Here is a 22,549-nt window from a genome sequence, read left to right as displayed (position 1 = left end):
GCAGTTCCGCTGACGAGATCAAGGCGCCGATGATATAGATCGAATGCGAATTCGATTCTTCCCGGGAATCCGCCGCGCCCAATCCCCGTCGCGCGGACGGGTTTCCGGCCGCCTGCCGCCCTCGTCGATCTTCCGTCGCTTCCCGGCGGTTCTCCCGCGGTTCTCCCGGCCTTCGCGGCCCGGCTTCCGGCGTTCGTCCGCTACGCCCCGGGTTCCATGATGCGCGAGCCGTGACGATCCGTACACCCAGTGTGTCACTTCCGCCCCGCCGCTCCCGTGGGGCGTGGGGTCGCGTAGGCTCCCGTCCCGTCGGCGGGCCGCGACACGCGCTCCGCCGGATTGGCGCACATGACCCCCAGGCCACCAGATCTAGTGGTTGCATAGGGGGCAGGCCCCACAAGTAGTGGTCCCGGGTCTTCAGGCCCTCCCGGATCGCCTATGCTTGTGGCTGCTTCGCGAGGCCCCCCGGGGTTCCCCGCGTCATATCGTCGTGCGCTCACCGTGGGTGAGGGAGGGAGAGGGAATCGATGCACTGCCCCTTCTGCCGACACCCCGACAGCCGCGTCGTCGACAGCCGAACCACCGACGACGGCACGTCGATCCGCCGTCGCCGGCAGTGTCCCGACTGCGGCCGCCGCTTCACCACCGTGGAAACGGCCTCGCTGATGGTCATCAAACGCAGCGGGGTCACCGAACCCTTCAGTCGCAACAAGGTCATCGCCGGAGTCCGCAAGGCCTGCCAGGGACGCCCCGTCACCGAGGACGCACTCGCCCAGCTCGGGCAGCGCGTCGAGGAGGCGGTGCGCGCCACGGGCAGCGCGGAGCTGTCGACCCACGACGTCGGCCTGGCCATACTCGGCCCGCTGAAGGACCTGGACCTCGTCGCCTATCTGCGCTTCGCCTCGGTCTACCAGGCCTTCGACTCGCTCGAGGACTTCGAGGCCGCGATCGCCGAGCTGCGCGACCGGAGGTCACCGATCGACACCGGCGAACGGGACCGGGACGGCGCTGTCCCGTCGCCCGTCGCCGTCGCCGCCGCCGACTAGGGCCGGCGGACAACTCAGATTTGCCGGGCACCCGCAGGGGTGTTCCGGCCGTGCAACAGCATCGCCGCGGGAAGATCGCGGCGCTTCAAGGCGTTTTAGATGTAATGCCTGTAATGGGAGGCGGCACATGACAGAGACGACGAGCGGCCCGGCACGGGGTTCCCGCGCCAAGTCCGGCAAGGCGGCAGGCGCGGCGGGCGCGGCGCCTGCCAAGGGTCTGCGTATCGAGCGCATCCACACCACCCCGGGGACGCACCCCTACGACGAGGTGGTCTGGGAGCGTCGTGACGTCGTCATGACCAACTGGCGCGACGGCTCGATCAACTTCGAGCAGCGCGGCGTGGAGTTCCCCGGCTCCTGGTCGGTGAACGCGGTCAACATCGTCACCAGCAAGTACTTCCGCGGCGCGGTCGGCACGCCGCAGCGCGAGAGCAGCCTGCGGCAGCTCATCGACCGTGTCGTGAGGACCTACCGCAAGGCCGGTGAGGACCACGGCTACTTCGCGTCGCCCGCCGACGCCGAGATCTTCGACCACGAGCTGACCTGGGCACTGCTCCACCAGGTGTTCAGTTTCAACTCGCCGGTCTGGTTCAACGTCGGCACGGCCCAGCCGCAGCAGGTCTCCGCCTGCTTCATCCTCTCCGTCGACGACTCCATGGAGTCGATCCTCGACTGGTACAAGGAAGAGGGGATGATCTTCAAGGGCGGCTCCGGCGCCGGCCTGAACCTCTCCCGCATCCGCTCCTCCAAGGAGCTGCTCTCCTCCGGCGGCAATGCTTCCGGCCCGGTCTCCTTCATGCGCGGCGCCGACGCCTCCGCCGGCACCATCAAGTCCGGCGGTGCCACCCGACGCGCCGCCAAGATGGTCGTGCTCGACGTCGACCACCCGGACGTCGAGGCCTTCATCGAGACCAAGGTGAAGGAGGAGGAGAAGATCCGCGCCCTGCGCGACGCGGGCTTCGACATGGACCTGGGCGGCGACGACATCGCGTCCGTCCAGTACCAGAACGCCAACAACTCCGTCCGCGTGAACGCAGAGTTCATGACGGCGTACGAGAACGGCGAGAAGTTCGGCCTGCGTGCCCGCATGACCGGTGAGGTCATCGAGGAGGTCGACGCCAGGGCGCTGTTCCGCAAGCTGGCGGAGGCGGCCTGGGCCTGCGCCGACCCCGGCATCCAGTACGACGACGTCATCAACCACTGGCACACCACGCCGGAGACCGGTCGCATCACCGCGTCCAACCCCTGCAGCGAGTACATGCACCTGGACAACTCGTCCTGCAACCTCGCCTCGCTCAACCTGATGAAGTTCCTCGAGGACGACGGCAACGGCACCCAGCGCTTCGACGCCGTGCGCTTCGCCAAGGTCGTCGAGCTCGTCATCACCGCGATGGACATCTCGATCTCCTTCGCGGACTTCCCGACCCAGAAGATCGGCGAGACCACTCGCGCCTTCCGTCAGCTGGGCATCGGCTACGCCAACCTCGGCGCCCTGCTCATGGCGACCGGCCACGCCTACGACTCCGACGGCGGCCGTGCGCTCGCCGGCGCCATCACCTCGCTGATGACCGGCACGTCGTACCGGCGCTCCGCCGAGCTGGCAGCGGTTGTCGGCGCGTACGACGGGTACGCCCGCAACGCCACCGCCCACAACCGCGTCATGAAGCAGCACTCCGACGCCAACGCCGTCGCCGTCCGCATGGACGACCTGGACAACCCGGTGTGGGCCGCGGCCACCGAGGCATGGCAGGACGTCCTGCGTCTCGGTGAGAAGAACGGATTCCGCAACGCGCAGGCCTCCCTGCTGGCCCCGACCGGCACCATCGGCCTGATGATGGACTGCGACACCACCGGCATCGAGCCCGACCTCGCCCTGGTCAAGTTCAAGAAGCTGGTCGGCGGTGGCTCCATGCAGATCGTGAACAACACGGTCCCGCAGGCCCTGCACCGCCTGGGCTACCAGCAGGAGCAGATCGAGGCCGTCGTCGCCTACATCGCCGAGCACGGCAGCGTCATCGACGCCCCCGGCCTGAAGCCCGAGCACTACGAGGTCTTCGACTGCGCCATGGGCGAGCGCTCCATCGCGCCCATGGGCCACGTCCGGATGATGGCCGCGACCCAGCCCTTCCTGTCCGGCGCCATCTCCAAGACGGTCAACATGCCCGAGTCGGCGACCGTCGAGGAGATCGAGGAGATCTACTACCAGGGCTGGAAGCTCGACCTGAAGGCGCTCGCGATCTACCGCGACAACTGCAAGGTCGGCCAGCCGCTCTCCGCCAAGAAGAAGGCGGACGAGAAGAAGACCGAGGCCGTGGTGGCCGCCGTCCCCGCCGCCGTCGAGAAGGTCGTCGAGTACCGCCCGGTCCGCCGCCGGCTCCCCAAGGGCCGTCCGGGGATCACCACCTCCTTCACGGTGGGTGGCGCCGAGGGCTACATGACCGCCAACTCCTACCCGGACGACGGTCTCGGCGAGGTCTTCCTCAAGATGTCCAAGCAGGGCTCGACCCTCGCGGGCATGATGGACGCCTTCTCCATCGCCGTCTCGGTCGGCCTGCAGTACGGCGTGCCGCTGGAGACCTACGTCTCGAAGTTCACCAACATGCGCTTCGAGCCCGCCGGTCTGACGGACGACCCGGACGTGCGGATGGCCCAGTCGATCGTCGACTACATCTTCCGCCGCCTGGCGCTGGACTTCCTGCCCTTCGAGACCCGCTCCGCGCTCGGCATCCACTCCGCCGGGGAGCGCCGGCGCCACCTCGACACGGGCTCGTACGAGCCGACCGCCGAGGAGGTCGACGTCGAGGGCCTGGCCCAGTCCGCCCCGCGTCAGACGGAGGCCCCGTCGGCCAAGCCGGCCGCAGCCCCCGAGGCCGCCGTCGCCGAAATCGCGGCGGCCCCGGCGCCGAAGGCCGCGCACAACTCGACGGAACTGCTGGAGATCCAGCTCGGCCTCAACGCCGACGCCCCGCTCTGCTTCTCCTGCGGTACGAAGATGCGCCGTGCGGGCAGCTGCTACCTCTGCGAGGGCTGCGGCTCGACCAGCGGCTGCAGCTGAGGGTAACCGCCCCCACGTGTCCCCCCGCGGCCCTCAGGGCTGCGGGGGGACACGTGGTTTCCGGCAGGCGGCACGGCGCCCCAGCGCTCACTGCGTGTTCTCGAGGTGAGGGTGGTCGAAGGACGTGGGGCAGATGAAGATCTGCGGGGTGCAGCCGCGGCCTATCTGGATCATCGGGGGGTGGGACGGCAGCCGGATCCCCACAGGGCCGATGTGGTCGCGGTCCTCCATCGGGATCCGGCTGCCGCTTCCGCCGTGCCATTCGCCCGATCCGACGGTCAGCAGGGCCGGTATTCCGCGCCGCAGTTGTCGCAGCTCATGGGCCACGGGTCGCTGAAGCTCCACGGATCCCGGCCGCCGACCTTCCAGCCAGGGGCGGCGCTGTGCTCGTACCGGTAGTACGCGCTGCCGCGGTGGCCGGCGTCCGCCGCGTGCGGCACGGCCCATTCGGCGCGCCGCCCCCAGGAGGCGAGGCGCTGCCTGAGTTCGTCGGGCAGTTCGTGCGGTGCCGGGTACTCGGTGACCACCTCGGTGCGCAGGGCTCGGGCACGTAGTTGCCGTAGTGGTCGACGCCGAGCGGGACGGGCGGCTCGGTGAGCACTTCGTGGACCTTGGAGGAGTTCCGCCGGATCAGGCGGGCCGTGGGCCCGGCGAGCCCCGGGACGCCGCCGAGATCCCCGTTGGCACAGCCGGCTTCCGGGAGCACCTTGACCGGCTCTGTTGCCGGCAGGTCGCGCAGGGCGCCGGTCCAGAAACGGACGGCGGTCTCGAAGTCCTCGACAAGCAGTCACGGGTACAGGGCATCCATGCCGTGGTCGTATGGGCTTGTCCGGTGGGGGAGTTGATTTCCCCGTGGGGCGGAATGGCCGCTGGTGGGCCATAGGATGGCGCGGTGCTGGTGAAGTGGATTCGCTGTGGAGTTCTCGATCGGGCGGCATTCGAGCGCGGGCAGCGGAAATGGGCCAACGGACTCCCCGGCGAGCCGGGCTTCCGGGGGCAGGGCGGGGGCTGGAGCCGCAGCCAGCCGGGTGTCGCGCATCTCTTCGCCTTCTGGGAGGACCGCGAGTACTACGACGCCTTCATGGCGGGCCCCCATGACCGTTTCGCGGTTCCCCAGGCGGAGACGTACGAGAGCCTCGGGGTGAAGCTCTTCGAGCACCGGCTGGACGTCAAGGTGGGCTTCCGCCCCCGCTTCGCGGACAGCGATCTGCTCAGGCTGGCCCATTGCAAGGTGCGGCCGGACCGGGCCGACCACTTCGTCCTCATGCAGCAGAAGGTCTGGAACCCGGCGATGGCCGGCTCGCCGGGCATGCTGCGGGGCGTGTTCGCGCAAGGGCCCGAGTCCGATTTCCTGGTGCTGTCGATGTGGGACTCGGCCGCGGAGCGCGGCAAGTACCGGGACGGCTCCGTCGCCCGGCTCTCGCAGCGCGCCGAGCTCGAGGCGGACGTACTTTCGGTCGCCGGGGACGTCGTCGACCTGGAGCAGTCCTGGTCGGTCTGAGGCCGGGCGGCGCGCCTTGCGCCGTGGACAAGCCGTAGGACCGGACCGGCGGCCCGGCTGCCCGGGTCAGCCCTCCTTCGCGGGCCTGGTGATCACGGAGAAGTAGGCGCCGTGCGGATCGCCGAGGACCGCGATGCGTCCCACGTGCGGCAGGTCGAAGGGCGGTACGGAGACGCTGCCACCGAGCTCCGCGGCCTTCGCGGCCGCCGCATCGGTGTCGGAGACGGCGAAGTAGTGCATCCAGTGCTGCGGTATCTCCGCGGGCCAGACATCGTTCATGAGCAGGATGCCGCCGAAGACACCGCCGCCCTCTACTTCCAGTTCCGTGTACGAGCTGTCGCCGGCGAAGGGCTGCGTCTCGCCCGTCCATCCGAAGACGTCCCGGTAGAACGCGCGGGCACCTTCCACATCGCGGGTGTTGAGCTCGATCCAGCTGAGCGCCCCCGGCTCGCCGAGCAGTCCCGCGCCCTTGAAATTCCCCGGCTGCCATACCGCGAACTCCGCACCGTGCGGGTCGGTGAACTGCGCGAAGCCGCCCTGGTCGAAGACCGCCATCGGCGGCACGGAGACCGCTCCTCCCGCGGCCTGTACCGCTTTGGCCGTGTCCTCGGCGTCCTCGGTGGTCATGTAGGTGATCCAGCGCGGCTGGTCGCCCTCGGCCATCACCGGCCCGACGGCGGCAACGGGCGCGCCGCGCAGGGTGAAGAACGTGTAGCCCCCCGCTTCCGGGGGTCCCGGCTGGGATTCCCAGCCGAACAGGCCGCCGTAAAAGGCGCGCGAGGCCTCGATGTCGGGACTGCTCAGATCGGTCCAGCACGGCGTGCCGGGAACGAACGCGGTGGTCTTCATTGCGGCCTCCAACCGGGGGGTGCCGCAAAGGGCTCCCTGTTCCATCCTCAGTCTGGGACCCACCACTGACAATCGGGGGCGGCCGGCGATGCCGGGGCGGATGCCGGAACCGCCGGGAGGGCTCGGGGTCGTGATGCGCTCTCCGACGAAGCTCCTGGTCAGGAGCTTCGGGCCCGCCGAAAGTGCCCGGTGGGCGGACTGCCGCGCCCGTGCACGGATGCACGAATTACAGTGAGGCCATGGCTCGACCGCGTCGCATTGTGCTCATCCGTCATGGGGAGTCCCAGGGAAACGCCGACGACGCGATCTACGAGCGGATCCCCGACCACGCGCTCAACCTCACGCCCAAGGGCGAGGAACAGGCCCGTGCCGCGGGCGAGGAACTGCGGGAGCTCTTCGGCGACGAACGGGTCCAGGCGTTCGTCTCCCCGTACCGCCGTACGCACCAGACCTTCCACCTGCTGGGACTCGACCCGCGCCGCACCCGGGCCAAGGAGGAGCCCCGGCTGCGCGAGCAGGACTGGGGCAACTACCAGGAGGCCGAGGACGTACAGCGGCAGCGAAAGGCCCGGGACGCGTACGGCCACTTCTTCTACCGGTTCGCCCAGGGCGAGTCGGGGGCGGATGTGTACGACCGGGTCGGGGCCTTCCTGGAGACGCTCTACCGGGCCTTCGACAAACCTGAGTTCCCGCCGAACGTGCTCCTGGTGACGCACGGGCTGACCATGCGGTTGTTCTGCATGCGATGGTTCCACTGGACGGTCGACGAGTTCGAGTGCCTGTCGAACCCGGACAACGGCGAGATCCGCGTGCTGCTCGCCGAGCCCGACGGCCGCTACCGGCTCGACCGGCCCTTTGCGTGCTGGCGCACCACCTACTCCGACCTGGCGAGATATCACGAGTGATATTGCGCACAGGACGATTGACCCCGTTGGCGCGGGATGTCAGAGTTCTGGGCGCCATGACCGCTGACCCTGCCGATCTCCCCCGCTCCCGCGCGCTCGCCAGCCTGCGCGGACTCGCCCTCGGCGATGCCCTGGGCTCCCAGTTCTTCGTCCCCGCGCACTACCCCGCGCTGCAGAGCGGCACCCTGCCGGCGGGGGTGTGGCAGTGGACCGACGACACCGAGATGGCCTGCTCGGTCTTCGCCGTCCTTGCCGCACACGGCTCCGTGCACCAGGACGCGCTGGCCGCGTCCTTCGCCGCCCACCACGACTTCGACCGCGGCTACGGCCCCGCCGTCAACCGCATGCTGCGGCTGATCCGGCAGGAGAACGGTGACTGGCGCACGCTGGCCGCCGCGATGTTCAACGGTCAGGGCTCCTGGGGCAACGGCGCGGCCATGCGCGTCGCGCCCCTCGGCGCATGGTTCGCGGGCGAGCCCGAGAAGGCGGCCGAGCAGGCGGAGCTGTCGGCGTTCACCACCCACCAGCACCGCGAGGCGATCGCCGGCGCCATGGCGGTCGCGGCCACCGCCGCCCTCGTCGCCGGGCCCGGTGCCCCGGCCGATCCGGCGGAGCTGCTCACGTCCGTCGTCGGACTCCTGCCGCGCAGCGCCGTCCACGCGGGGCTGCGGCGCGCCGTGGACATGCTCGACTACGACGACGTCGCCACCGTCGCCGCCGTTCTCGGCTGCGGCCGGCGCACCAGCGCGCACGACACGGTCCCCTTCGCCCTCTGGGCCGCCGTCCGGGGTCTCGGCGACTACGAGCGCGCGTTCTGGACCACCGCCCGGGCCGGTGGTGACGTCGACACGACCTGCGCCATCGTCGGTGGCATCGTCGCCGCCCGGCCGGACGGCGAGCCGCCGCGGGCGTGGCGGGAACGCTGTGAACCGCTGCCGGAGTGGCTGTCCGCCGCCTGAGACCCGACGGAAACCCATTCTCTGTCACGGCCCTGTCACAGACCGGGCCAGGAGCTCCTCGGCCCGTGTGCGCCCCGCACCACGGCGCATAGCCTGGCGGCCACGCTGCCCCGGCGATCTTCCCGGGGGGCGCTGACAAGCTCCGGTCCCGCGCCGCGTCATCGGGCATGGACCGGTGGGGAGGGGTCCTCATGTCCGATGTGCCGAAGGGCGCCGCGCCGCAGCGGCCGCCGCACTACGCCCGGCCACCGGTCCGGCCACCGGCCTATCCGGGGGCCCGTCCGGGCGGCCACGCCCCGGTCCAGCCGCATCCCTGGACGCCGCCGCCCCCGCCGCCCCCTCCTCGGTGGATCATCGACAGCCGCGTCAAGCCGCCGTCCGCCGTCCCTGCGGCGGTGCTCTGGATCGCCCTTTGCACCGGCTTCCTGGCCGCCGTGCTGTTGCGCGACGGCATCGGCGTCAATCTCCTGCTGACCGCCCTGCCCGCCGCGCTCGCCGCCGGTGTCGCGGCGGTCGTGCGCGCCCGCCGCCCGCGCCCGTGGACGCTGGTGTGGGCGGTCACGGCCCTCGGCCTGCTGCTCGTCCCCGCGCTGCGCGACGCGGGCTGGCCGGCCTTTCTCGCGGTCCTCGCCTTCTTCGCCGTGGGTTCGCTCGCCCTGCACGGAGGCCGCCGCTGGCCGGGAGTGCTGCTGGGGGGCCTCGGTGTGTGGGCGTCCGTGGTGCCCGGTGTGGGCTGGGCGCTGCGCGGCCTGCGCGAGCGGACCGCGGGCAACCGGCAGCGCTGGCTGCCGATGGTCAAGGCGGTCGTGGTGGCGGTCGTCCTGCTCCTGGTCTTCGGCGCGCTCTTCGCCGGGGCGGATGCCGCCTTCGCCGATCTGCTGAGCGGTTTCGTCCCCGACATGACGCTCGGCGACTTCCCGCTACGCGTCGTGCTGTTCGCCCTCGGCGTACTGGGCGCGCTGGCCGCCGCGTACACCGCCGGGGCACCGCGCCGCTTCGACCGCGTCAAGGTCAAGCCGGGACGCGCCCGCGGCCGGGCCGAGTGGGCGCTGCCGCTGATCGTCCTCGCCGCGCTGTTCGCCGTCTTCAACGCCGTACAGCTCGCCGTGCTCTTCGGCGGGTACCAGAAGGTGCTTGCGGAGACCGGCCTGACGTACGCGCAGTACGCCCGGCAGGGCTTCTGGCAACTGCTGATCGTGACCCTGCTGACCATCGGGGTGATCGGCCTCGCCCTGCGCTGGGCGCCCCGGGGCAAGGACCGTGACCGCCTGCTGGTGCGATCGGTGCTCGGCGCGATCTGCGTGCTGACGCTGGTCGTCGTCGCCTCCGCGCTGCGCCGCATGGAGCTGTACGTGGGCGCCTACGGGCTGACGCGGATGCGGATCTCCGTGGCCGGCATCGAACTGTGGCTCGGGCTGCTGATCGTCCTGATGATGGCGGCCGGGGTGTTCGGCGCCCGCTGGCTGCCGCGGGCCGTGGTGGCGAGCGCGGCCGTCGGCCTGCTGGTCTTCGGCCTCGCGGGTCCGGACGCCCTCATCGCCGAGCAGCAGGTCACCCGGTACGAGAACACCGGGCGCATCGATCTGGACTACCTGCAGGACCTGTCCGCCGACGCGGTCCCCGCGCTGGACCGGCTGCCGGAACCGCAGCGCTCCTGCGCGCTGCACCTTCTGGCCCGCGATCTGCGGGGCGGCGGCGATCCCTGGTACGCCAGGAGTCTCGGTGAGGCCCGGGCCCGTTCGATGCTGACCGCGCGCCCGGTGGACTCCTACGACGCCTGCTCGCGGGTGGGACTCGACGGCTACCGCATCGAAGTGCCCTGAGGGACCCCGGCCCGCCGCCCCGGCCTCCCCTCGGGCCGGGCGGCGGGGCCCGTCAGGCGGCGGGCGTCCCCGCCGTGCCGCTCAGCGCCTCCAGGTCGGTCTTGCGCACCCGGACGACGAACAGCGCGGTGGCGAGGGCCAGCAGGACCAGGGCCACGGCGGCGTACAGAGCGGTGGAGATGCCGTGCGCCAGGACCTCGTGCGACCAGGGCGCCGGCAGTTCGCGCGTCCGCATGAACTCCGCCTTCTGCGCCGGCGTCGCCCGGGCGAGGAACTGCGTCACCGTGTCGGTCGCCTTGTCGCGGCTCGCGGTGCCGAAGACCGTCACCAGGATCGACAGGCCCAGCGAACCTCCCACCTGCTGCATGGCGTTGAGCAGCCCGGAGGCCGCGCCCGCCTCGTGCTGCGCGACCCCCGAGAGGGCGGTCAGTGTCAGCGTCACGAAGTTCAGGCCCATGCCGAAGCCGAAGATCACCATCGGGCCCAGCACCCCACCCACGTAACTGCTGCCCGGGTCGATGAAGGTCAGCCACGTCATGCCGATACCGGCGAGCGTCGAGCCCGCGACCAGGAAGGGCTTCGGCCCGAGAACCGGCAGGAAACGGGTGGAGAGCCCCGCGCCCGTCACGATCGCGACGGTGACAGGGAGGAAGGCGAAACCGGCGGCGATGGGGCTGTAGCCGAGGACGTTCTGCACGAAGATGACGATGAAGAAGAACATCCCGAACATCCCCGCGGCGAGGCTCAGCATGATCACGTAGGTGCCGGAGCGGTTGCGGTCCGCGAACATCCGCAGTGGGGTGATGGGTTCCTTCGCGCGACGCTCGACGAGGACGAACGAGCTCAGCAGGACCACCGCCGCGCAGAACGCGCCGATCGTGAGCCCGTCCCGCCAGCCCTGGCTTGCGGCCCGGATGAAGCCGTAGACCAGTGAGGCCATGCCGAGGGTCGATGTCACCGCGCCGGCGATGTCGAAGCGGCCGGGGTGCCGCTTCGACTCGCTGATGTAGCGCGGCGCCAGGAACGCGATCAGCAGGCCGATGGGCACGTTGACGAAGAACACCCAGCGCCAGTCGAGCCAGTCGGTGAGCATGCCGCCCGCCAGCAGGCCCACCGCGCCGCCGCCCGCGGAGACCGCGGCGAAGACGCCGAACGCGCGGTTGCGCTCGGGGCCTTCGGGAAAGGTGGTGGTGATGAGGGCCAGCGAGGTGGGCGAGGCGATCGCGCCGCCGACACCCTGCAGGGAGCGCGCCGCGAGCAACTGCCACGGCTCCTGCGCGAAGCCCCCGAGAAGCGAGGCGAGTGAGAACAGCAGGATGCCGAAGACGAACACCCTGCGGCGGCCGAGGATGTCGCCGGCCCGCCCGCCGAGGAGCAGAAGGCCGCCGAAGGTGAGGGTGTAGGCGTTGAGCACCCAGGACAGATCGGTGGTGGAGAAGGAGAGGGCGCCCTGGATGTGCGGGAGCGCGATATTCACAATCGTCGCGTCCAGCACGACCATGAGCTGGCAGGCCGCGATCACGGCGAGTGCGATCCCCGGCCTGCCGTCGCGTCGCGCGGTGCCTGGTGCGCGTGGTGAGGTGAGTTGCTCAGCGGTCACGAGATCCCCCAGACGGTGACTAGTGAACGGCAGCGTTCACTATGAACGACACTAGAGTGGGGTTGTTAGTGAACGCAAGCGTTCACTAAAAGCGAGAAACCGAGAAGGTGCCATGGGCATGTCGTATGAGGCGGCAGCGGATCCGTCCAAGCAGGTCGCGCCGCGCCGCCGCGGGCCTGTGCTGGAACGGGCCATCCTCAAGGCGGCCTTGGAGCAGCTGAGTACCGTCGGCTGGCGGGGGCTGACCATGGAGGGCGTGGCGTCCGCCGCGCAGACCGGCAAGGCGGCGGTCTACCGCCGCTGGCCGTCCAAGCAGGCGCTGGCCACCGACGCGCTGCAGGCCGCACTCCCCGCCGTTCCCGATGTGCCGGATCTCGGCAGCCTGCGCGAGGACCTGCTCTTCCTGGTGCTGAGAATGCGCGAGGCGATGTACTCGCAGAGCGGCCTGGCCCTGCGTGCCGTGATCGACGAGTCCGACCACGAGACGGCGCACTGCTTCGTGCGGCTGGTCGTCGAGGGGGTGGTCGAACCCACCAAGCACCGCATCCTGGACGTCGTACGGCGCGGGGTCGAACGCGGAGAGGTACGCCCGGACGCCACGGGGGACGTCGTCGCCGACGTCGTGCCCGCCCTGATGATGTACCGCTCGAAGATGGGCGGACGGGAGATCTCCGAACGCGACCTCGTCGAGGTCGTCGACCAGGTGATGCTGCCCCTGCTGCGGCCCTGAGTCGCGCGCGGCCGCACGGGACCCTGCCTCGGACGGCTCACCGCGGGAGCGTAGGGTGGGCCTTGCCATGGTCCGTGAACCTCCCACCCACAGCGTCGAACGCTCGTTGCGCGCGACACTCGGCGCCAAGATCGTCGCGGGCGTCGACGAGGTCGGCCGGGGCGCCTGGGCCGGACCGGTCACCGTGTGCGCGGCCGTCACCGGACTGCGGCGGGCACCGGACGGGCTCACCGATTCCAAACTGCTCACCGTCAAGCGACGGAACGAACTCTCCGCCGTGCTCGTCGGTTGGGTGAACTGCCATGCCCTCGGGCACGCGTCGCCCGAGGAGATCGACGACCTGGGGATGACGGCCGCACTGCGGCTCGCGGCGACGCGTGCCCTGGAGGCCCTGCCCGTACGGCCCGACGCGGTCATCCTCGACGGCAAGCACGACTACCTCGGCGGCCCGTGGCGGGTGCGGACGGTCATCAAGGGCGACCAGTCCTGCATCGCCGTGTCCGCCGCCTCGGTGATCGCCAAGGTGCGGCGGGACGCCATGATGGCCGAACTGGGCGTCGGCTATGCTCCGTTCGGTTTCGGGGACAACGCCGGGTACCCTTCGCCGGTGCACCGCGCCGCGCTGGCGGAACTGGGACCCACCCCCCACCACCGGCTGTCCTGGGCATATCTCGATAGGCTGCCGCGTTGGCAGCACTTGAAGAAAGTCCGGGAGACCGCGGAGGCGGTGGAGTCAGGTGAGCAGCTCGGGTTCGATTTCTGAGCCGAGTTGTGACCTACCCGCCGCTGCGCTGTTCCGGTGCATTTGATAGACATCAGTACATGCCTCCCATCCCCGAGGAGCCTCAGATTCACGAGAGTGTCCCGGGTTCTCGCGTAGCTCCGGCCGCCGGCCGGTCCGCGTCGACCCCCCGCCCTGTACCGACCCCTGGCCCCCGTCCCGCGTCCCCGCGTCCCGCGCCACCGCGCGGTGGCACCGCGGTCAACGCCCGGCCCGGCCGCCCCGGCCCCGCCCGTGGTCCGGCCGTTCCGTCGCAGCCGCGGTCGCCGCGGGAAGCCGAGGTCGCACAGACCAGCTCCGCCGGTGCGACGACGACGCGGATCCAGATCATCCCCGCCCCGGTGGAAGGCGCGCTCGACGCCGCCGACGAGGCCGTCGACCTGCTGCTGGACAGCGGTCGGGCGCCCTCCGAGGTCCTGGTGCTCACCACCGGCGAGCAGCACCCCTGGGCCGCCCACGAGCTGAGCTTCGGCGAGACGTCCTACTGGGCGCAGCACGACGCCGGCGACGACGTCTTCTACGCGGCCCACGACGCGGAGCGCGCCCAGGGCCGTCCGGTCGTGGTCGTCGCGGTCAACGGTGGCTCCGACGAGGTCGTGGCCGCGCTGCTGGCCTCGGCGATGCGACGGGCCGGCGCGCTGCTGATCGTGTGCGGCGCCCCCCAGCGGATCAACGGGATGCTCGGCGCGATCGCCTGATCAGCGGGCTGCCGTGCGGCGCAGGGCCGGTGTCCCTCCGGGGGGCAGGGCCGCTGCGCCGTGCTGTTGGCCGGACCAGGACGAGGCGTTGGGGGTACGTCCGACACGGGCCTCGCCGTACACCCGCCAGCCGTCCTCGGTCAGTGTGATGTAGGAGCCGGGGCGCAGGCCGTGCAACGAGCACGCGTCCCGCAGGCCCCACGCCCACGCCCCGTCCGCCTCGGTCCACGCGGCGCCGCCCTCCCGGCACACCAGAAGGACGGTGGTGCGCACGGGCGTACGCCGCCGCAGGTCGTCCGGGGTGATCCGGCGCAGGTGCGACAGGATCGCGTTGCGGCGCTCCCAGCCGTCGACGACACCCTCGCGTTGCGCGAACGAGGCGCTGGCCGTCAGCCGTCCGTCGGGTGACAGGACCGCGAGCACCACCGTGCCCGGCGCGGGGAGGTGGCGCGCGTGCAGGTCCTTGACCACGTCGCGCGGGCTGATCAGCAGCGGGAAGCCCGCGGCGGTCCACTCGGCCGGTTCCAGGGTGCGCACACGGCCGGCGGCGCGGGAGGACGTGCCGGAAGTGGTTTCCGGAGCGAAGCCCATGGCCACGATCCTCCCTTCGGGTATGCGTCCGAGACCGGGTGCGCGGGCGCATGCCGGTCGGGGGGCTCGAGGAGCCGAACGGGGAACGTCTCAATTCTCGCTGTCGCACACGCGAGCGGCAACGGTCAATTAGTCGGTCTGTCGGTTATCTGGCTGTCCGCCGCATAGATCCCCGCGCGCTGTCCAGCATGTGACTACGGATCAGCCTTGCAGAGCCAGGACCAGCGGAAACACCGCCGTAACACCTGACCTGCGCAGCAGCCGTGCGGCGACTGCCAGGGTCCAGCCGGTTTCGGTGAAATCGTCGACGAGCAGAACCGGCCCGGGCATGGCCGCGATGGCGTCGGCGAGACCGGGCGGAACGGCGAACGCCCCGTGCAGTGCGCGCAGTCGCTGCGCGCTGTTGCTGCGCGGCACGCGCGAGGGCTCGACGTCGCCTGTGTGGGCCAGCTCTCCCAGCAGCGGCATGCGCCCGGCGTCGGCGATGCGCTGCCCGAGCGAGGCGATCAGCTGTGGCCTGGTGTGGGAGGCGATGGTCACTACACCGACCGGGCGGGGCGGTGCGTCGGGCCCGCCACTGGCCCAGCCGCCCGGTCCCCGGGCCCAGTCCGCCAGAACGGTGACCACGGCGTTGACCACGTCGTCCGCCACGGGCGCGTCCGGGGCGTTCACGGCGAACAGCGGTCGCAGCCGGTTGCCCCAGCCGATGTCCGAGAGCCGTCCGAGGGCGCGACCGGGCTCCGCCTGTTCGCCGGCCGGAATCCGGCCCTTGAGGTCGATGCCCACGGCCGGGAGGCCAGTGGGCCACATCCGGCGCGGTTCCACCTCGACCCCGGGGCGCCCGAGGGACGCCCGGGCGGACTCCAGCGCCTCGCGGGACACCTCGGTGGAGTAGCGCGGCGTCGCGCAGTTGTCGCAACGGCCACAGGGGGCGGCTTCCTCGTCGTCGAGTTGGCGCCGCAGGTACTCCATGCGGCAGGCGGTGGTCGTGGCGTACTCGCGCATGGCCTGCTGCTCGGCTTTGCGCTGCCGGTCGACCCAGGCATAACGCTCGGTGTCGTACGCCCAGGGCTCCCCCGTGGACGTCCAGCCGCCGCGCACCCGGCGGACGGCGCCGTCCACGTCGAGGACCTTGAGCATGGTCTCCAGCCGGGTGCGGCGCAGGTCGACGCGGGCCTCCAGGGCGGGCACGGACAGCGGCGCCCCGGCCTCCGCCAGCAGCGCGAGGGTCTGGCGGACCTGCTCCTCGCGAGGGAAGGCGAGGGAGGCGAAGTAGCGCCAGATCGCCTCGTCCTCCGGGCCCGGGAGCAGCAGGACCTCGGCGTGGTCGACGCCGCGGCCGGCGCGGCCGACCTGCTGGTAGTAGGCGATGGGGGAGGAGGGCGAGCCCAGGTGGAGCACGAAGCCCAGGTCGGGCTTGTCGAATCCCATGCCGAGGGCGGAGGTCGCGACCAGGGCCTTGACCTCGTTGCGCAGCAGCGCGGCCTCAGCGACCCGCCGGTCGGCGTCCTCGGTGCGGCCGGTGTACGCCGCCACCTCGTGCCCGCGCTGCCGCAGGAACGCCGCGACCTCCTCGGCGGCCGCCACGGTGAGCGTGTAGATGATGCCGGAGCCCGGCAGCTCGCCGATGTGGTCGGCGAGCCAGGCGAGCCGGTGCGCGGCGTCCGGCAGCGGCAGGACGCCGAGCGCGAGGCTCTCGCGGTCCAGCGGCCCGCGCAGGATCAGTGCGCCCTCGTGATCGCCGGTGCCCAGTTGCTCGGCGACGTCGGCCGTCACGCGGGCGTTGGCGGTGGCCGTGGTGGCCAGGACGGGGACACCCGGCGGCAGGTCGGCGAGCATCGTGCGCAGCCGGCGGTAGTCGGGCCGGAAGTCGTGGCCCCAGTCCGAGATGCAGTGCGCCTCGTCGACCACGAGCAGGCCGGTGGTGGCGGCGAGTTTGGGCAGTACCTGATCGCGGAAGTCGGGATTGTTGAGCCGCTCCGGGCTGACCAGCAGGACGTCGACCTCCCCGGCGGCGACCTCGGCCTGGACGGTGTCCCACTCCTCGGGGTTGGCCGAGTTGATCGTCCGGGCCCGGATACCGGCGCGGTCGGCGGCGTCGATCTGGTTGCGCATGAGGGCGAGCAGTGGGGAGACGATCACGGTCGGACCGCTGCCGCGTTCGCGGAGCAGGGCCGTGGCCACGAAGTAGACGGCGGATTTGCCCCAGCCCGTGCGCTGGACGACCAGGGCCCGGCGGCCCTGGGCCACCAGTGCCTCGACCGCGCGCCACTGGTCCTCGCGCAGGCGGGCTTTGCCCGTCGGGTCCCCGACGAGCCGGCTGAGGATCGTGTCGGCGGTGGTGCGCAGTGCGGTGGTCATGCCCCCATGCAACCCGATGACACCGACACCGTGCCAACCGCCCTCGTCGGACCTGTGGATAACTCACTCAGAGTTATTGCGATGATATGGCTGGTTTATCCACAGGTTTTGGAGGGGTCTGGCGGAGATCCACCCCGTGCGCCACCTTCGGATCATGACTCAGCACACCGCATCCCCGCGTCCCTCGGACGACCCGAAGGTCACCCTGCGCAGCCCGGCCGAACTCGCCGCAGCCCTTCCGTACCTGTGCGGCTTCCATCCGGACGACAGCATTCTGATGATCGCCCTCCACGGTGAACGCGGCCGCTTCGGCGGCCGCGCCCGGCTGGGCATCCCCCGCAACCCCGGCGAATGGCCCGACGCGGCGGCGCAGTTGGCCGAATGTCTTGTCGCCGGCAGCGCCCAGCGAGGCGCCCGCCCCGACGCCATCGTGCTCTTCCTCGTCCAGGACCCAGCCGCGGGGGATACCCCGGGCCAGGTCATGGAGCGGCTCCGGCCACTGGCTCAGGACCTGCGCGTGGCCTGCGGCGGCCTCGACGTACCCGTGGTGGAGGCGCTGTGCGTCTCCGCCGGGCGCTGGTGGTCCTACTCCTGCGCGGCCAGTGAGTGCGGACCCGCCGAAGGTGTGGCGGTCGCGCCCTCCGGTGGCTCGGTGATGGCGGCCGCGGCCGCCTATGCGGGCATCCGGGTGCGCGGCTCCCGCAAGGAGCTGGAGGACCGCCTCACCCCGCCCCCGGCGGGATCGACGGCGACCATCGCACGGGAGGAGGCGCTGGACACGGCTGCCGCCGGGCTGGTGCCGCGCATGCTGGAGCGAGACGACTCCGACGAGGTGAGGCGTACCACGCTGCGGCTGCTCAAGGCGGCCCTGGACCGGTTCGGGGCCGCCTCCCCGGAGGACGACGGCCCGGTCGGCGATCGCCATGACGACGCCCTGCTGGGTGACGACGAGGCCGCAGCGATGATCCTCGGCCTGCAGGACCGCGACACCCGTGACCGGGCTGCGGAGTGGATGGACCCGCCGCACACCGACCCCGCCTTGCGCCTGTGGCGTGCGCTCGCCCGCCGCTGCGTCGAGCCGTACCACGAGCACGCCGCGGCACCCCTGACACTGGCCGGCTGGGTCGCCTGGTCCACGGGGGACGAGGCCACCGCGCGCGTGGCCTTCGGCCGTGCGCTGCACCTCGCCCCCGACTACACCTTCGCCCGGCTGCTGAACGCGGCGGTCAACAACGGGATCTCCCCCGAGCCGCTGCGCCGCTACCTGCGCCGGCGGCGCGGCGGGCAGGCCCGCCGCGCCGCCATCCTCACAGCTCGCCGCGGGCCAGCCGGATCAGCCGGTCGAGGACCCGGCCGCCGCTCACCCGGAGCCCGTCGTGCTCGTACTCGTCGGTGACCCACGTCCGCAGGCCACGCACCGACCGGGCGGTCGCCAGGGAGTCGGCCGTGTCGACGTACATGTCGTCGTGGTACACCGCCGCGGCCACCGGCACCTCGTTCAACGCCAGTTGGCGCGGGTCGTACAGGTCGGGCCAGTCCTCGCGCCGGGCCAGCAGTTCCGCGGTGTCGCGCAGCGGGGCGAGTGCCGGGTCGGTGGAGAACATCCAGGGGTAGATCATCTCCCCGGTCAGCAGCACTGGTGCGTCGTCCGCCAGCCGCTTGTCCACGTCGAACTGCGGGAACTCGCCGCGCACCGATTCGGCCGACCATCCGGTGCCCCGTGGCGACACCGACCGCTGACCGTAGATCGACTCGTGCAGCACCGCGTAGAGCGGATTGCCCGCGAAGGACAGATGGCTCTGCGCCTCGGCCAGGAAGGAGTCGGACAGCTGCGGATGTGCCGTCCCCGGAAGGAACGCGTCCTCCAGCAGATAGTGCAGCGTGTGCGAGCCGGTACTCGTGCCCAGCATCAGGCCGAGGGACTGGAGCGCCTCGGCGGTCAGCAGCCCGCCGTCCGGCAGCGTCACCTCGTGCTCCCGGAGGTGCCGCGCCACTGCGCGGACCGTCTCCGCGTCCTCCGGGTAGCGCGCGTAGTGGCCCTCGACCTTGCGCTCCACCCGGGGATAGGCAGCCCGGTAGACGTCTTCGGCGCTGCTGCGCAGACCCGCGAGACCGCCTGTCACGAACGCCTCACGAATTCCCTCGGGGGCGACGGACAGATACGTCAGCGTGCAGAAACCGCCGAAGCTCTGCCCCAGCAGACTCCACTGCACACCCTGGCCGAGCAGTTCACGGCGGATCAGCTCGCAGTCGCGGACGATTGAGTCGGCCCGGAAGTGCTCCAGATACCGGGCCTGGGCGGCGGCGTCGCCTCGCAGCGGCAGGGTCTGGCGGTTGGCAGGCGTGGAACGGCCGGTGCCGCGCTGGTCGAGGAGGAGCACCCGGTAGTCGTCCAGTGCCCTGGTGAGCCAGCCGTCGCGGCCCAGCGGCCGCGGTGACCTGCCCCCCGGGCCGCCTTGAAGGAACAACAACCAGGGCAGTGGCTCCCGTTCCTTGCCGACCGCCACGACCTCGCGGGCGTACACCTCGATCTGCTCACCACGTGGATCCGCGTGGTCGAGCGGTACCTGGAAGGTGCGGTCGGTGATCACGGTCCCTGGCTGGCGGTAGACGGCCATGGCTCTCTTTCCGCTGATACGAACGGTTTCCCGATCAGGAACGGTAGACGGCGCGTGACCCGAGTGCCCACACGGGCGTTCACCGGGGTAGTGGCGGCACCACCCGCCCGAGCCGACGAGGAGATGGCATGGGCCCGCATCCGGCCAATCGGTCGTCCTCCCGCGCCGACCGGGCGCCGCAGGCGGTGCACGACGCGGTGATCTGCGTCGCGGCCCCGTCGCTCGCGGTATCGGGGCGGGACGGGCAGTTGCGCGGCAACGGCCTGGACGGCTTCTACCAGGCCGGGCGGCGCGTGCTGGCCCGCTGCGAGCTCCGGCTCGCGGGGGCGGCGCCGGTGCCCGTGCAGGGCCTGCCGGTGACGGCCGGGCAGGCGCGGTTCACCGCGGTCGCCCGGGTGCCCGGTGACACGGCCCCGGACCCGGCCCTGACCGTGGAGCGGCTGCGCTCCGCGGACGGCACCGAGCGCATCACGGTGCACAACACCGGCCCGCGCGAGGTGCGCATCCCGTGCGAGGTGTCCCTCGCCTGCGATCTCGCCGAGCTGCCGGCGATCGCCTCGGGGGTGTCCGGCCCGGAGCTGCCGGCCAGCGTCTGCGACGCGGGACTGCTGTGGGCAGGCGAGGGCGGACGGGTCCGGGTCGTCGCCGCGCCGGGGCCGGACAACGCCATGGCCTCGGCCGGCCTGCTGAGCTGGGACCTGGTGCTGCCGGCCGGGGCGTCGCGCACGATCGAGCTGCGGGTGGTCCTGGAGCCCGCCGGGGGGCAGCCGCACGGCGCGGCGTCCGGACCGCCCGCCGCGCCGTGGTCGGCGGCGCAGATCGACTGTGAGGACCGCGGGGCGGCGGCGCTGCTCCGCACCGCGCTCGACGACCTGCGGGCGCTGCTGCTGCGGGATCCCGGGCACCCGCTCGACGCCCACGTGGCGGCCGGGGCGCCGTGGCGGCTCGGTCTGGCGCCGGCCGACGCGGTGTGGGCGGCGCGCATGCTGCTGCCGCTCGGCACGCGACTGGCGGCCGGGACGCTGCGCACCCTCGCCCGCCGGCAGGACCCGGAGACCGGTCATCTGCCCGGACCGCTGCGGCATGCCGGGCCGCACCTGCCCCCCACCTCCTCGGGTGTGGAGGCCGGGCTGCTCTTCGTCACCGTGCTCGCCGAGGCGCGCCGCTGGGGGATGTACGAACGGGACGCCGAGCAGCTGTTGCCGGCGGCGGAGCGCTCGCTGCGGTGGCTGCGCTCGTCCCTGACCTCCGCCGGGTACATGCCCGACCCCGCGCCCGGCGGTCCCTTGCGCTGCGACGTGCAGGCGCACGCCCACCGCGCCATGCTGTACGGCGCAGATCTGCTGGACGCGTACGGACGCCCCGGTGCCGAGGAGTGGCGCGAGCGGGCGGAGGCGCTGCGCCGTCGCTTCCGTGAGGACTTCTGGCTGGACGACCGTGCCGGGGGCCACCCGGCCGCAGCCCTGACCCCGGACGGCAGACCGGTGCCGCATCCCGGCTCGGCGGCGGCCCACCTGCTGGACACCGGGCTCGCCGCGGGCGGCGAGGTCGCTTGCGGACTGCTGGACAAGGCGCAGACCGAGCAGCTCGCGCGCCTGCTGGTGGCGCCGGAGCTCGACTCGGGGTGGGGGCTGCGCACGCTGTCGGCCACTGCGCCCGGCCACAACCCCTTCGGGCACCGGGGAGGAGCCGTACGCGTCCACGACACCGCCGTCGCGGTCGCCGGGCTTGCCGCGCACGGCTACGAGAGGGAGGGCGCCGCTCTGCTGCGCGGTGTGCTCGACGCTGCCGCCGTCTTCGGCCACCGGCTTCCCGAGATGTACGCGGGCGAGCAGCGTGCTCCCGACCGCGTGCCCGCCCCGCACCCGACCGCGTCCCGTCCCGCCGCCGTGGCTTCCGCCGGGGCGGTGCACCTGCTCACCGCCCTCGCCGGGATCCGCCCGGACGTCCCCGAGCGCGTCGTCGTCGTCCGTCCCATGGGCAGCGCGCCCCTGGGCGAGCTGCGGCTGACGGGGCTGACGGTCGCCGGCGAGCCGTTCGCGGTACGCGTCGGGCGGCTCGGGACGGCCGTCGTCGAGGAGGTCGCGGCCGGACTCCAGCTCGGTGCCTGAACCGGGGAGCACCCCTGCTCCACCAACCCGCCCGGTCCCCGCCGCCCGCGCTCCCTCACGGCTTCTGGCCGACTTCTCCCCGGCTCTGCCCCGCCTGACCACGACGTCGAACAACCGGCCGAGAGCGGGCCCCGTCATCCTTCCAACCTGCTGCTTATCGTCAGGCAGACGACTATGATCGCGGACATGTCGCCCTACGACCCGTCAGCTTTCCCGCCGTTCGCCGTCACCGTCGATCTCGTCGTGCTCACGGTGCGCAGCAACGCCCTGAGCGCCCTCGCGGTCCGTCGCGGCGAGCCGCCGTACCAGGGCCGGTGGGCGCTGCCCGGAGGCTTCGTGCGGGGCGACGAGGACCTGGCCGAGGCCGCCGCCCGTGAACTGGAGGAGGAGACGGGGCTCCGCGCCGGTAAGGGGGTGCACCTGGAGCAGCTGGCCACGTACGGCGATCCCCAGCGCGACCCGCGCATGCGCGTGGTGAGTGTTGCCCACCTGGTGCTCGCCCCCGATCTGCCCGCTCCTCGCGCCGGAGGTGACGCGCGCAGTGCCCGCTGGGCCCCGGTGGGGGAGTTGCTGCGCAATGGCGAGGACGGTGCCCTCGCCTTCGACCATGCGCGCATCCTCGGCGACGGCGTCGAACGCGCCCGGTCCAAGCTCGAGTACTCCGCACTGGCCACCGCCTTCTGCCCGCCGGAGTTCACCGTCGGTGAACTGCGCCGGGTCTACGAGGTGGTGTGGGGTGTCGTCCTCGATCCGCGCAACTTCCACCGCAAGGTGACGGGGACGGCCGGATTCCTCGTACCCACCGGCGGCACGACGACCCGTCAGGGCGGTCGGCCCGCACAGTTGTTCCGCGCGGGTGGTGCAACCATCCTCAATCCGCCCATGTTGCGGCCAGAGGTGTAAATTTCGGACCTTTCGCAC

At 71.9% G+C, this 22,549-nt stretch carries 19 protein-coding genes; 12 read left to right on the top strand and 7 right to left on the bottom strand.

Translation table 11 applies throughout. From position 1 onward, the window contains the following. The first annotated feature begins 527 nt into the window (after window positions 1-527). Together nrdR and RV983_RS10560 are read left to right on the top strand one after the other, a co-directional pair. Window positions 528-1,046, top strand: a complete 519-nt coding sequence (gene nrdR, locus RV983_RS10565) for a transcriptional regulator NrdR (protein WP_475985541.1) — start codon at window positions 528-530, stop codon at window positions 1,044-1,046. Between the two features lie 127 nt (window positions 1,047-1,173). Next, window positions 1,174-4,101, top strand: a complete 2,928-nt coding sequence (locus RV983_RS10560) for a vitamin B12-dependent ribonucleotide reductase (protein WP_475985540.1) — start codon at window positions 1,174-1,176, stop codon at window positions 4,099-4,101. An 87-nt stretch (window positions 4,102-4,188) separates the two neighbouring features. On the opposite strand, the gene RV983_RS10555 is transcribed toward RV983_RS10560, so the two are convergent. Next, window positions 4,189-4,332 (bottom strand): hypothetical protein, encoded by a 144-nt coding sequence (locus tag RV983_RS10555; RefSeq protein WP_475985539.1) that lies wholly within the window; start codon window positions 4,330-4,332, stop codon window positions 4,189-4,191. Window positions 4,333-4,379: 47 nt separating this feature from the next. After that, window positions 4,380-4,628: a hypothetical protein gene (locus RV983_RS10550; protein ID WP_475985538.1), complete on the bottom strand. Its 249-nt coding sequence runs from the start codon at window positions 4,626-4,628 to the stop codon at window positions 4,380-4,382. A gap of 365 nt (window positions 4,629-4,993) precedes the next feature. Between RV983_RS10550 and RV983_RS10545 the strand changes: the two genes are divergently transcribed. Then, window positions 4,994-5,602 (top strand): YdbC family protein, encoded by a 609-nt coding sequence (locus RV983_RS10545; RefSeq protein WP_475985537.1) that lies wholly within the window; start codon window positions 4,994-4,996, stop codon window positions 5,600-5,602. Window positions 5,603-5,668: 66 nt separating this feature from the next. Here RV983_RS10545 and RV983_RS10540 read toward each other — a convergent pair whose 3' ends face one another. Then, on the bottom strand, window positions 5,669-6,451 hold the full coding sequence (locus RV983_RS10540) for a VOC family protein (protein ID WP_475985536.1): 783 nt from the start codon (window positions 6,449-6,451) through the stop codon (window positions 5,669-5,671). Between the two features lie 239 nt (window positions 6,452-6,690). Here RV983_RS10540 and RV983_RS10535 point away from each other — a divergent pair, with 239 nt between their 5' ends. The 3 genes from RV983_RS10535 to RV983_RS10525 all read left to right on the top strand — a co-directional run bounded on the left by RV983_RS10535 (window position 6,691) and on the right by RV983_RS10525 (window position 10,138). Next, window positions 6,691-7,356: a histidine phosphatase family protein gene (locus RV983_RS10535; protein WP_475985535.1), complete on the top strand. Its 666-nt coding sequence runs from the start codon at window positions 6,691-6,693 to the stop codon at window positions 7,354-7,356. A 56-nt stretch (window positions 7,357-7,412) separates the two neighbouring features. Continuing rightward, complete coding sequence (locus tag RV983_RS10530; protein WP_475985534.1) at window positions 7,413-8,315, top strand: ADP-ribosylglycohydrolase family protein; 903 nt, start codon at window positions 7,413-7,415, stop codon at window positions 8,313-8,315. A 191-nt stretch (window positions 8,316-8,506) separates the two neighbouring features. Next, a complete protein-coding gene (locus tag RV983_RS10525) occupies window positions 8,507-10,138 on the top strand; it encodes a DUF4153 domain-containing protein (protein ID WP_475985533.1) in 1,632 nt (543 codons plus the stop codon). A 52-nt stretch (window positions 10,139-10,190) separates the two neighbouring features. Here RV983_RS10525 and RV983_RS10520 read toward each other — a convergent pair whose 3' ends face one another. Then, window positions 10,191-11,738 (bottom strand): MFS transporter, encoded by a 1,548-nt coding sequence (locus tag RV983_RS10520; protein ID WP_475985532.1) that lies wholly within the window; start codon window positions 11,736-11,738, stop codon window positions 10,191-10,193. A gap of 112 nt (window positions 11,739-11,850) precedes the next feature. On the opposite strand from RV983_RS10520, the gene RV983_RS10515 reads away from it, so the two are divergent. The 3 genes from RV983_RS10515 (at window position 11,851) to RV983_RS10505 (ending at window position 13,947) form a co-directional block, all read left to right on the top strand. Then, complete coding sequence (locus RV983_RS10515) at window positions 11,851-12,468, top strand: TetR/AcrR family transcriptional regulator (RefSeq protein ID WP_475985531.1); 618 nt, start codon at window positions 11,851-11,853, stop codon at window positions 12,466-12,468. Window positions 12,469-12,535: 67 nt separating this feature from the next. Next, the gene (locus RV983_RS10510; protein WP_475985530.1) at window positions 12,536-13,231 is read left to right on the top strand and encodes a ribonuclease HII; all 696 of its coding nucleotides are present in this window, start codon (window positions 12,536-12,538) and stop codon (window positions 13,229-13,231) included. A 59-nt stretch (window positions 13,232-13,290) separates the two neighbouring features. Further along, window positions 13,291-13,947, top strand: coding sequence for a hypothetical protein (locus RV983_RS10505; protein ID WP_475985529.1), 657 nt, complete (start codon window positions 13,291-13,293; stop codon window positions 13,945-13,947). Here the strand turns inward: RV983_RS10505 and RV983_RS10500 are convergent, their stop codons facing one another. Continuing rightward, a complete protein-coding gene (locus RV983_RS10500) occupies window positions 13,948-14,544 on the bottom strand; it encodes a hypothetical protein (RefSeq protein WP_475985528.1) in 597 nt (198 codons plus the stop codon). Between the two features lie 195 nt (window positions 14,545-14,739). Next, window positions 14,740-16,899, bottom strand: coding sequence for a RecQ family ATP-dependent DNA helicase (locus RV983_RS10495; RefSeq protein WP_475985527.1), 2,160 nt, complete (start codon window positions 16,897-16,899; stop codon window positions 14,740-14,742). Window positions 16,900-17,053: 154 nt separating this feature from the next. Here RV983_RS10495 and RV983_RS10490 point away from each other — a divergent pair, with 154 nt between their 5' ends. Further along, complete coding sequence (locus RV983_RS10490; RefSeq protein WP_475985526.1) at window positions 17,054-18,295, top strand: DUF4192 domain-containing protein; 1,242 nt, start codon at window positions 17,054-17,056, stop codon at window positions 18,293-18,295. Here RV983_RS10490 and RV983_RS10485 read toward each other — a convergent pair. Continuing rightward, window positions 18,207-19,517 (bottom strand): alpha/beta fold hydrolase, encoded by a 1,311-nt coding sequence (locus tag RV983_RS10485; protein ID WP_475985525.1) that lies wholly within the window; start codon window positions 19,515-19,517, stop codon window positions 18,207-18,209. The two genes, RV983_RS10490 and RV983_RS10485, sit on opposite strands and share 89 nt — an antisense overlap. 128 nt (window positions 19,518-19,645) lie before the next feature. On the opposite strand from RV983_RS10485, the gene RV983_RS10480 reads away from it, so the two are divergent. Together RV983_RS10480 and RV983_RS10475 are read left to right on the top strand one after the other, a co-directional pair. Continuing rightward, the gene (locus tag RV983_RS10480) at window positions 19,646-21,628 is read left to right on the top strand and encodes a glycogen debranching N-terminal domain-containing protein (protein ID WP_475985524.1); all 1,983 of its coding nucleotides are present in this window, start codon (window positions 19,646-19,648) and stop codon (window positions 21,626-21,628) included. Between the two features lie 186 nt (window positions 21,629-21,814). After that, on the top strand, window positions 21,815-22,531 hold the full coding sequence (locus tag RV983_RS10475; protein WP_475985523.1) for an NUDIX hydrolase: 717 nt from the start codon (window positions 21,815-21,817) through the stop codon (window positions 22,529-22,531). The last annotated feature ends 18 nt before the right edge of the window (window positions 22,532-22,549 follow it).

Source organism: Streptomyces sp. RLA123, from assembly GCF_056270165.1.
The sequence above is the reverse complement of the archived record's forward strand: the minus strand, read 5'-3'. Positions and strand labels throughout refer to the sequence as shown.